The 10,331-nt window shown below is 63.7% G+C and carries 6 protein-coding genes and 1 pseudogene; 3 read left to right on the forward strand and 4 right to left on the reverse strand.

Going from position 1 to position 10,331, the window contains the following annotated elements:
• Window positions 1-2: 2 nt before the first annotated feature.
• The gene (locus tag O0880_RS04200) at window positions 3-839 is read left to right on the forward strand and encodes an aldo/keto reductase (protein WP_289885216.1); all 837 of its coding nucleotides are present in this window, start codon (window positions 3-5) and stop codon (window positions 837-839) included.
• 235 nt (window positions 840-1,074) lie between these two features.
• Window positions 1,075-1,632, forward strand: coding sequence for a PEP-CTERM sorting domain-containing protein (locus O0880_RS04205; protein WP_071322317.1), 558 nt, complete (start codon window positions 1,075-1,077; stop codon window positions 1,630-1,632).
• Between the two features lie 89 nt (window positions 1,633-1,721).
• Here O0880_RS04205 and O0880_RS04210 read toward each other — a convergent pair whose 3' ends face one another.
• The 3 genes from O0880_RS04210 to O0880_RS04220 all read right to left on the reverse strand — a co-directional run bounded on the left by O0880_RS04210 (window position 1,722) and on the right by O0880_RS04220 (window position 6,568).
• Window positions 1,722-4,160, reverse strand: coding sequence for a TonB-dependent receptor (locus O0880_RS04210; RefSeq protein ID WP_289885217.1), 2,439 nt, complete (start codon window positions 4,158-4,160; stop codon window positions 1,722-1,724).
• A 302-nt stretch (window positions 4,161-4,462) separates the two neighbouring features.
• Window positions 4,463-5,509: an aldo/keto reductase gene (locus O0880_RS04215; protein ID WP_071322319.1), complete on the reverse strand. Its 1,047-nt coding sequence runs from the start codon at window positions 5,507-5,509 to the stop codon at window positions 4,463-4,465.
• Between the two features lie 9 nt (window positions 5,510-5,518).
• Window positions 5,519-6,568, reverse strand: a complete 1,050-nt coding sequence (locus O0880_RS04220; protein ID WP_289885218.1) for a quinone-dependent dihydroorotate dehydrogenase — start codon at window positions 6,566-6,568, stop codon at window positions 5,519-5,521.
• A gap of 205 nt (window positions 6,569-6,773) precedes the next feature.
• Here O0880_RS04220 and O0880_RS04225 point away from each other — a divergent pair, with 205 nt between their 5' ends.
• Window positions 6,774-10,085, forward strand: coding sequence for a S41 family peptidase (locus O0880_RS04225; RefSeq protein ID WP_289885219.1), 3,312 nt, complete (start codon window positions 6,774-6,776; stop codon window positions 10,083-10,085).
• Window positions 10,086-10,188: 103 nt separating this feature from the next.
• Here the strand turns inward: O0880_RS04225 and O0880_RS04230 are convergent.
• Window positions 10,189-10,331 (reverse strand): annotated as a pseudogene (locus tag O0880_RS04230) (arginyltransferase); the annotation flags it as partial.

The following is a 10,331-nucleotide window of genomic DNA, read 5'->3' on the forward strand; positions in this document are numbered from 1 at the left end:
GCATGACTGACGCTACGATACCCCATTTACTCCTCAACGATGGCCGGCGCATCGCGCAGATCGGCTTTGGCACCTGGCCGCTCGACGATGCACAAGCCGAGACGGCCGTGCAGGCGGCGCTCGCATGCGGCTACCGCATGCTCGACACGGCGGCCCGCTACGGCAATGAAACGGGCGTGGGACGCGGCATCGCCGCCAGCGGCGTGCCGCGCGCCGAGGTCTGCATCACCAGCAAGCTGCGCGGCAGCGAGCACGGTTACGACAGCACCCTGCGGGCGTTCGATGCCACGCTGGCCGCCCTGGGCACCGATTACCTCGACCTGTACCTGATCCACTGGCCGCTGCCCATGCGCGAGCTGTACGTGGACACCTGGCGCGCCTTCGTGCGCTTGCGCGGGGAAGGGCGCATCCGCTCGATCGGCGTGTCGAATTTCCAGCCCGCCCATATCGAGCGCCTGCGGGCGGAGACGGGGGTATTGCCTGCCGTCAACCAGGTCGAGCTGCACCCGGATTTTAGCCAGGCGGCGCTGCGGGCCTGGCATGCGGCGCAAGGCATCGTCATCGAGTCGTGGAGCCCGCTGGGACGCGGCGCCCTGCTGCAGGACGCCACCGTGGCGCGCCTGGCGCAGAAACATGGCCGTTCGGCCGCGCAAATCCTGCTGCGCTGGCATGTGCAGCACGGCCTGGTGGCGATTCCGAAGTCGCAGGACCCGGCGCGCATGCGGCAAAACCTGGCGCTCTTCGATTTTGCCCTCGACGCCGATGACCTGGCGGCGCTGGCGCTGCTCGACGGCGCACACCGCCAGGGCGGCGATCCCGATACCAATCTGGAGTTGTAGTTTTTCCGTATCGTCACGGGTGGATCTGCAACAGCCGTGCGGCAAGCCATGGCGCCATGCCCCTGCGATAGCCGGCCCAGCGGATAAACGGCTGGGTTCGATTAAAAATGCCAATGGCAAAATATGTTTCTTTAATTGCATTTTGATTTCCTCAGTGATATCTTTTGTCCTATCGCAAGGAAGTGATAAAAATATAATTAAGTTGCAATATTGAAATAATGGCTAGGGGAAATATATGAATATGACGAAACATGCAGTACTGGGACTATGCCTCAGCGTGTCGGCCTTCGTGGCGCCGCTGGCCAGCGCCGCCAGTTGGGTCGAGATCAGCAACCCTGCCAAAGGCGGCTTTACGGTGGGCGGCAATACCGTCACCTACGGCCCTGTCGCGGCCGCCAGCGTCTGGGTGTATGACGGCGCCAACCCGCCCGGCGCGCAAAGCGCGGCTGCGATCAAGTCCTTGCTCAATACGCAGTTCGGCTTGCCGTCGAGCGGCACCGGTTCGCTCGTGCTGGCCACCCAAGGCGACTTGAACAGTGGCAAGTCCGGTTCCTTCTCCGTCAATTCCAGCTTCGACTACCTGGCCATCCATTACGGCCGTGGCGAATTGCTGTTCCACTGGGACAGCCCGGTGGCTGCGAATACGCTGTTCAGTATCGGTAATTTGCCACGTGGCATCAGCAACTTCCGCGCCTACAGCTCGGTGTCGGCCGTGCCGGAACCGGCCACCTACGGCATGCTGGTGATGGGCCTGGGCCTGCTGGGCTTCATGGCGCGCCGCCGCCGCGGCTAAGTCCGATGCACCGCTGGCGCCATGCATGAAAAAAAAGCCCGGAAACGCCATGCGTTCCGGGCTTTTTGCCTGTTGGGGCGGTTTGTCGCTTACCAGCTGTAGCCGGCCTTGGCGTAGTAGTAGCGGCCATTGAAGCCGTTCGGCGCGAAGATGCTGTATGGCTGCGTGCCGTTGACGTTCAGGTTGCCCGCGCTCGTCACCTGCGCCGGATAGCGGTTGGTGACGTTGTCGATGCCGGCCACCAAGCGCCAGTGCTTGTCCAGCTTTACGGAGCCGGACACGTCCAGCACCCATTGCGGATCATACGTCTGGTCCAGCTTGATATCGTTCTGCGGCACCGTGAAGCTGCCGTAGCGCGTCACCACGCCATGCGCATTCCAGATGCCGAAGGCGTAGTCGGCGGCCAGGCTGAACTTGTCCTTCGGCGACGCCACCGTAATGCGGTCGATGCTCTGGCGGTCGATCAGCTTCAGATTGTTGGCCGTCAGGATGGCCGGATTGTCGGCGATTTTCTGTACCGTGCTCTTGTTGTGGTTGTAGGCCACGATAAAGTCCAGGCGATCCTTGTCCTGCAGGTCGATGCGGTAGGTGCTGACGATGTCCACGCCTTCGGTGCGCGTGTCGACGGCGTTGGTGAAGTAGCGCGCCGCGCCCACGGTCGAGCCCTGGTTTGCCAGCTGGGCCTTCAGCTTGTCATTCAGCGCCAGATTGGCCGAGAACAGGATGCGGTTGTCGATGTCGATGCGGTAGGCGTCGATCGAGGTGGTGAAGTTGCGGCTAGGCTGGAACTGCAGGCCCAGGCTGTAGTTGCGGGCCTTCTCCGGCTTCAGGTCCTGTGCGCCGAGGGCGCGCGCCTGCGGCGTATTGACGGCGAAGGTGCCCGTTTCAATGGCCGTGTTGTTGCCGTTGATGACCTGGAAGTTGGTGGTGGTGATGGTGTAGTACTGCTGTGCCAGCGACGGCGCGCGGAAGCCGCTCGACACCGTGCCGCGCAGGGACAGCGCGTCCGTGAACGCATAGCGGGCGGAACCCTTGGCCGAGGTGGTGCTGCCGAAATCGCTGTAGCGCTCATGGCGCAGGGCCACGCCGCCCGACAGTTTTTTCGTCGCTTCCGCTTCCAGGTTTACATAGATCGATTCGTTGTGGCGCGAATGGCTGCCCGCGTTGGCCGGCCGGAAGCCGGAAAAGCCTTGCGCGCCGCCAGCCAATTTCGGATCGGCGGTGATGTACGATGTTTCCTCGCCGGCGCCGATGCTGTACTTTTCATGGCGCGCTTCGGCGCCCACGGCCACCGTCAGGGGGCCGGAAAAGAACGCGACCGGGAATTCGCGCGCCGCGTCCAGGTTGAATACCGTCTGTTCATTCTTCAGCGAGCCCGCATAGAAATGCGTGGGGCTGTTCGCGCCCAGCGACTGGTTGACCGTGTTGTCCAGGTCCAGCTCGAATTTGTTGCTGCCATAATTGAGGCTGGCATCCCAGCGCCAGCCGGCGGCTTCACCGCGCAAGCCCGTCACCAGCGACTGGTCGGTCAGCGTGCTGTTTTGCAGCGGCAAAAAACCTTCCGGATAGATCGGCGTGCGCTGCGAGTAGACCTTGGTCACGGGGTCCTGGATCAAGGCCGTGCGCCAGGTGGCGGCGGCCGAGGTGTCGCGCTTGCCATAGTTGCCGAAGGCATACCAGTCCAGATTGTCGTTGATGCGGTATTCGCTGTTGATGAAGACGGTGGCCGGCTTGCTTTCCGGGTCGCCATAGCGCTGGTTGACCTTGCCGTAGCGCGGTTCCAGGGGGTTGCGGAAGTCGGCGCCGGCGCGGTTGGTCGGGTCGCGCTCGGCCACTTCCGCCGAGACGCGCACCCAGCCGTCGTCGCCCAGCTTGAAGCCGGCCGAACCCTTGATGCTCTTTTGCTTGCCGTCGCGTTCCTGCGTCTGGCCATAGCCCACTTCGACATCGCCGCCGGCCGCGCCTTTTTTCAGGATGATGTTGATGACGCCGGCAATCGCGTCGGAGCCGTACTGGGCCGCCGCGCCATCGCGCAGCACTTCCACGTGGTCGATGGCGGCCAGCGGGATGGCATTCAGGTCGACGGGCGCCGAGCCGCGGCCCAGCGAGCCGTTGACGTTGACGACGGCCGAGGTGTAGCGGCGCTTGCCATTGACCAGCACGAGAGTCTGGTCGGGCGACAGGCCGCGCAGCTGGGCCGGGCGCACGGCATCGCTGGCGTCGGCACCCGTGGCGCGGGCAAAGTTCAGCGATGGCAGCAGGCGCGCCAGCACGGTGGCCAGTTCGCTGGAACCCGTGCTTTGCAGGTCGCGCGAGGTCAGGATGTCGATCGGCGATTCGGAATCGATGGTGCGGCGGTTCTTGGCGAAGGTGCCGGTGACGACCACCGACTGCAGTTCGCCATCGGCCGGCAGTTCTTGCTGCGCTTGCGCCTGCATCGGCAGGCTGAAGCAGGCGATCAGGCTGGCGGCAAGAACGGTTTTCACGGGAAGGGCGGGAAGCTGGGAGCGGGCGGTGCTTGAACTCATCGACAATATCTCTTCGGTTAGTGTATGCGCGGACCATGGCGGTCCGATGACGAAAACAGCTTAGCAGCGGGCACTTGGCGTGCTTACGAATAGTTCTGTCTATCGATATGCAATAAATGTCTGATATGCACCCAAGTGACGCGGGTAGCGCATATGGACTCATTTCCAGCATACGACCGGGCATGGCAAGGCTGCAATGCTGCACAGCAGTAAATTGCCAGCTGTTGCGTAAATACGACTATCTGCGATGAGAGCGGGGCGTCTGGCGCGACGCTGTGCGGCGCCGCCAGACGGTATGGCGCTTACTGCCCCGGATTGGGCAGGCTGGCGTGGATGGCGTCGACGGCCGCCACCAGTTCCGGCGCCAGCGTGACTTGATACGCGTCGATATTCTGCCGCAGCTGTTCGACGCTGGTGGCGCCGATGATGGTCGAGGCCACGAACCAGCGCGAGTAGCACCAGGCCAGGGCCAGCTGCGCCGGCGTCATGCCGTTGGCGCGCGCCAGCGCCGCATACTGCCGGGCCGCTTCGATGGTGGCGGGACGGATGTAGCGGGGGCTCCAGCCTGCGGGGAAAATCGTCAGGCGTCCGCGTGCCTGCGGATCGTCGAGGTATTTCGCCGTCAGCTGGCCGAATGCCAGCGGGCTGTAGGCGAGCAAGCCGACATTTTCCCGGTGGCAGGTTTCATCGAGCAGGCTCGTCTCGAAATGGCGCGCCGTCAGGTTGTACAGGTTCTGGATCGAAACGATGCGCGGCAAGCCTTTCAGTTCGGCCTGCTTGATGTATTCGCACACGCCCCACGACGATTCGTTCGACACGCCGATGTGGCCGATCTTGCCTTCCTCGACCAGCTTGCCCAGCACGGCCAGCGTCTCGTCGATGGCGACCGAGGCGTGCTCCTTGCGCGGGTTGTACACGCTGGCGCCGAAGATGGGCAGGTTGCGGCTGGGCCAGTGCAATTGATACAGGTCGATGTGCTCCGTCTGCAAGCGGCGCAAGCTGTCTTCGACGGCGGCGCGGATATTCACCGCGTCGTGGTCGGTCTTGCCCTTGCGTATCCAGTGCATGCGCGAGTTCGGTCCCGCCACCTTGCTGGCCAGGACGATCTGCCCGCGCTTGCCGCTTTTCTTCAGCCAGCTGCCGATATGGCGCTCGGTGCTGCCCTGCGTCTGCGCGCTGGCCATCACCGGATACATTTCCGCCGTGTCGATGAAGTTGATGCCACGCTCGAGCGCGTAATCGAGCTGGCTGTGCGCTTCCGCTTCGCTGTTTTGCTCGCCGAACGTCATCGTGCCCAGGCAGATCCGGCTTACTTCCAGGCTGCTCGTGCCCAGCTTGATCTTTTCCATGACCTTGCCTTAGCGGGCCTGCTTGCCGCGCAGCGCGCGCGCACAATCCTTGATCAGGGCCGGGCCGGCGTAAATCAGGCCGCTGTACAGCTGCACCAGCTGCGCGCCCGCCTCGATCTTGGCCACGGCGTCGCTGCCCTGCATGATGCCGCCCACGCCGATGATGGGCAGGGCATCGCCCAGTTCCGCCTTCAGCAGGCGGATCACGTTGTTCGACAGTTCAAACACGGGCGCACCCGACAGGCCGCCCGCTTCCGCGCCATGCGGCATGCCTTCCACGGCGCTGCGCGACAGGGTGGTGTTGGTGGCGATGACGCCGTCGATCTTGTGGCGCGTGAGCGACTCGGCGATGCTTTTTACCTGTTCGCCATCCATGTCCGGCGCGATTTTCAGGGCCAGCGGCACGTAGCGCTTGTGCTGGTCGGCCAGGCGCGCCTGGGCTTCCTTGAGCTGCGACAGCAGGGCGTCGAGTTCGGACGCGCCCTGCAGCTGGCGCAGGTTTTTCGTGTTCGGCGACGAGATGTTCACCGTCACATAGCTGGCATACGGGTAGACTTTTTCCAGGCACAGCAGGTAGTCGTCGGCCGCCCGTTCGATCGGCGTGTCGGCGTTCTTGCCGATGTTCAGGCCCAGCACGCCGGTGCGGTTCTGGTAAAACTTCGACGCCTGCACATTGGCGACAAACGCATCGACGCCGCCATTGTTAAAGCCCATGCGGTTGATGATGCCCTGCGCCTGCGGCAGGCGGAACATGCGCGGTTTCGGATTGCCCGCCTGCGCGCGCGGCGTGACGGTACCCACTTCGATCGAGCCGAAGCCCAGGTCGGCCAGCGCATCGATATAGGCGCCATCCTTGTCCAGGCCGGCGGCCAGGCCGACCGGGTTCGGGAAGGTGATGCCCATCACCGTGCGCGGGTCAAGGGCCGGCTTGCCGGCCAGCTTCGTCAGGCCCAGCGCGCTGGCGCGTTTCAGGGTAGGCAGGGTGAGATGATGGGCCGCTTCGGCATCCATCGAGAACAGCAGCGGGCGAGCGAGGGAGTACAGGAATTTTTCGGACATGGGGCGCTTTTAGGGTGGTGCGCAGGCCGCCGGGAGAGGCTGGCGGCGCGCTGTGTAATTTGCCGTATTTTACCGTGTTCCACGCGGCTGCCGGGTGTATAGTTCTTTTTGGTCTAATGCAATATTGATTCATTGCCAATTCGCATTGCGACCCTGGACTTTCCTGTTTCTTCCCTGTTCACTTACCTTATAAGCGAGACATCGATTGAAAAAGACACGCATCCTGAGCGCCATCGCGGCCGCCAGCGCACTGTTGCTGAGTCACCCGGCCCTGGCCCTGCCCAATACGCAAGACACCCGCATGCTGAGCGAACCGGCCGTCTCCAGCCGCCATATCGCCTTCATCTATGCGGGCGACCTGTGGCTGTCCAACCTCGACGGCGGCGGCGCGCGGCGCCTGACGTCCGACCTGGGCGACAAGTCCAATCCCGTGTTTTCGCCCGATGGCAGTCTGATCGCGTATAGCGCCAATATCGATGGCAATGTCGACGTGTACGTGATCGCGGCGGCCGGCGGCGTGCCGCGCCGCCTGACCTTCCACCCGGGTGCCGACCTGGCGCAGGCGTTCACGCCCGATGGCAAGGCCGTGATGTTTACCTCGCCCCGCGCCGCCTTCAACAACCGCTTCCAGAAGCTGTTCACAGTACCCGTCGCGGGCGGCGTGGAAACCCAGCTGGAAATTCCCAACGCCTCGCGCGCCACGTATTCGCCCGATGGCACGCGCATCGCCTACAACCCCCTGGCGCCCGCGTTCAAGCAGTGGAAGCGCTACCGCGGCGGCACCAATTCCTGGCTGTGGCTGTTTTCTTCCGCCGATAAATCCATCGAAAAAATCCCCCAGCCCGCCACGCGCTCGAACGACGTCGACCCGATGTGGGTAGGCGACACCGTGTACTTCCGCTCCGACCGCAACGGCGAATTCAACCTGTTTGCCTACGACGTGAAGACGAAAACCGTGCGCCAGCTGACGCGGCACGCGGATTTCCCGGTGCTCAACGCGTCGGCCGCGAACGGCAAGATCGTCTACGAGCAGGCCGGCTATCTGCACTCGTTCGATATCGCCAGCGGCCAGGCGCAAAAGCTCGCCATCGGCGTGGCCAGCGACCTGGGGCAGACGCGCCCGCGCTGGGTCAAGAATGCGAAATACATCCGCGACGCCTCGATTTCGCCGTCGGGCGCGCGCGTCGCCTTCGAATACCGGGGCGAGATCGTCACCATCCCCGCCGACAAGGGCGACGTGCGCAACCTGACGCAGACGGCCGGCGCGAACGAGCGCACGCCGATCTGGTCGCCCGATGGCCGCTCGGTCGCGTATTTCTCGGACGAGTCGGGCGAATACGAGCTGCATGTGCGCGCGCAGGACGGCAAGGGCGCGGTGCGCAAGTTCAAGCTCAATGGCAGCGGCTTCTATGACAACGCCGTCTGGTCGCCCGACAGCAGGAAGATCGCGTTTGCCGACAATGGCTGGAGCATGTACGTGATCGATGTCGGCACGGGCAAGGTGCAGAAGATCGCCACGGAACCGATGTATGGCGTCGACAAGAGCATGCGCGCCTCGTGGGCGCCCGATTCGCGCTGGCTGGCCTATACGCTCAATTCGCCCACCTACACGCGCAGCGCCTACATCTATTCCGTCGAGCAGAACAAGTCCATGCCGGTGACCGATGGCCTGTCCGACGTGGCCGAACCCGTGTTCGACAAGAGCGGCAAATACCTGTACTTCTTCGCCTCGACGAATGCGGGCCCCAGCAACAACTGGTTCTCGCAGCAGAACGAAGACAACCTCGTGACGCGCACGGTGTGGATGGCCGTGCTGCGGCGCGACTTGCCGTCGCCCTTGATCAAGGAAAGCGACGAGGAAAAGGCGGCCAGTGCGGAGAGCAAGAAGGATACGGCGAAAGACGAGGCGGAAGCGAAGAGCGAGCCGAAAATCGATCCGAAGACGGGCCGCGACGACCCGAAGGTGACGGTGGCGCCGGTGGCGCCCATCCACATCGATTTCGACGGCATCGCCACGCGCATCGTCGACTTGCCGCTGCCGGCCGCGCAGTTCTCCAGCCTGGCCGCGGGCGCCGCCGGGCAGATCTTCCTGCTGCGCGAAAGCGACGGCAAGAAGGCCGTGCAGCGCTTCGATTTGAAGGAGCGCAAGGCGGAAACCGTGGTGGCCGAAGCGGACGATTTCGAAGTCTCGGCCGACGGCAAGAAGCTGCTGTACCGCCAGAAGGAAAACTGGGCCATGGGCTCGGCCACGGGCAAGCTGCTGGCGCCGGGCGAGGGCAAGATCAAGGTCGACGCCATCGAGGTGAGGGCCGATCCGCGCGCCGAGTGGACGCAGATCTTCAACGAGGTGTGGCGCATCAACCGCGACTATTTCTATGATCCGGGCATGCATGGCGTGGACTGGAAGGCCATGCGCGACAAGTACGCCGTCTTCCTGCCCGAGCTGTCCAGCCGTGCCGACCTGAATCGTTTGATCCAGTGGATGTGCAGCGAACTGGCCGTGGGCCACCACCGCGGCGGCGGCGGCGACGATTTTCTGGAGGCGAAGAAGGTGCCGGGCGGGCTCCTGGGCGCCGATTACGAAGTCATCGACGGCCGTTACCGCTTCAAGAAGGTGTATGGCGGCTTGAACTGGAATCCGGCCCTGCGCGCGCCGCTGACGGAGCCTGGCCTGAACGTGAAGGCGGGCGAGTACCTGCTGGCCGTCGACAGCCGCCCGCTGGCGCCGCCCACCAATTTGTACAGCGCCTTCGAGAATACGGCCGGCAAGGCCATCGACCTCACCGTGGGGCCATCGGCCGACGGCAAGGGCGCGCGCACGATTACCGTGGTGCCCGTGCCGACCGAGGATGCCTTGCGCAACCGCGACTGGATCGAAGGCAATATGCGCAAGGTCAATGCGGCCACCGGTGGCAAGGTGGCGTATGTGTACGTGCCGAATACGGCGGGGCTGGGCCACACTTACTTCAAGCGCTATTTCTTCCCGCAGGCGGACAAGCAGGCCATCATCGTCGACGAGCGTTTCAATGGCGGCGGCAGCGTGGCCGATTACTATATCGAGATCCTGCAGAAGAAGGAAATCGCCTGGTGGACCATGCGCTATGGCGCCGACATGAAGACGCCATCGGCCTCGATCCAGGGCCCGCGCGCCATGCTGATCGACGAAACGGCCGGCTCGGGCGGCGACCTGCTGCCGTGGATGTTCCGCAAAAATAACATGGGTCCGCTGATCGGCAAGGCCACGTGGGGCGGCCTGGTGGGCGTCCTCGGCTTTCCCGTGCTGATGGATGGCGGCTTCATCACGGCACCGAACCTGGCCTTCTGGACGCGCGAAAACGGCTGGGGCGTGGAAAACGAGGGCGTGCCGCCCGACATCGAAGTCGAGCAAACGCCGGCCGACGTCATCGCCGGGCGCGATCCGCAGCTGGAAAAGGCCATCGAGGTGATCCAGGCCGAACTGGCGAAAAATCCGCCAGCGCGGCCTGCGCGTCCGGCGTTTCCGGACAAGAGCAAGTAGGTCGGATTAGGGGCGAAGCACCGTAATCCGACACCATTGTTGGCATCGCAGTGTCGGATTACGCGCTTGCGCGCTAATCCGACCTACCCAATAACTCCAGGTTTTACATCACTATCCACTGCCCCTTGATGCGTGCTTCCAGGGGCTTGAAGTTGATCTTGTAGGCCATCTTCGGGCTTTGCTCTATCCAGTAGCCCAGGTAGACATACGGCAGGCCCAGCTCCCGCGCCTGGGCGATCTGCCACA

It is taken from the genome of Janthinobacterium sp. SUN118 (genome assembly GCF_030397695.1).
In the GTDB taxonomy this organism is placed as follows: domain Bacteria; phylum Pseudomonadota; class Gammaproteobacteria; order Burkholderiales; family Burkholderiaceae_D; genus Janthinobacterium.

Coding starts and splice junctions, on each gene's coding strand:
- O0880_RS04220 (WP_289885218.1), bottom strand. CDS start 6,568: ATGTCCGAAAAATTCCTGTACTCCCTCGCTCGCCCGCTGCTGTTCTCG.
- O0880_RS04210 (WP_289885217.1), bottom strand. CDS start 4,160: ATGAGTTCAAGCACCGCCCGCTCCCAGCTTCCCGCCCTTCCCGTGAAA.
- O0880_RS04215 (WP_071322319.1), bottom strand. CDS start 5,509: ATGGAAAAGATCAAGCTGGGCACGAGCAGCCTGGAAGTAAGCCGGATC.
- O0880_RS04205 (WP_071322317.1), top strand. CDS start 1,075: ATGAATATGACGAAACATGCAGTACTGGGACTATGCCTCAGCGTGTCG.
- O0880_RS04200 (WP_289885216.1), top strand. CDS start 3: ATGACTGACGCTACGATACCCCATTTACTCCTCAACGATGGCCGGCGC.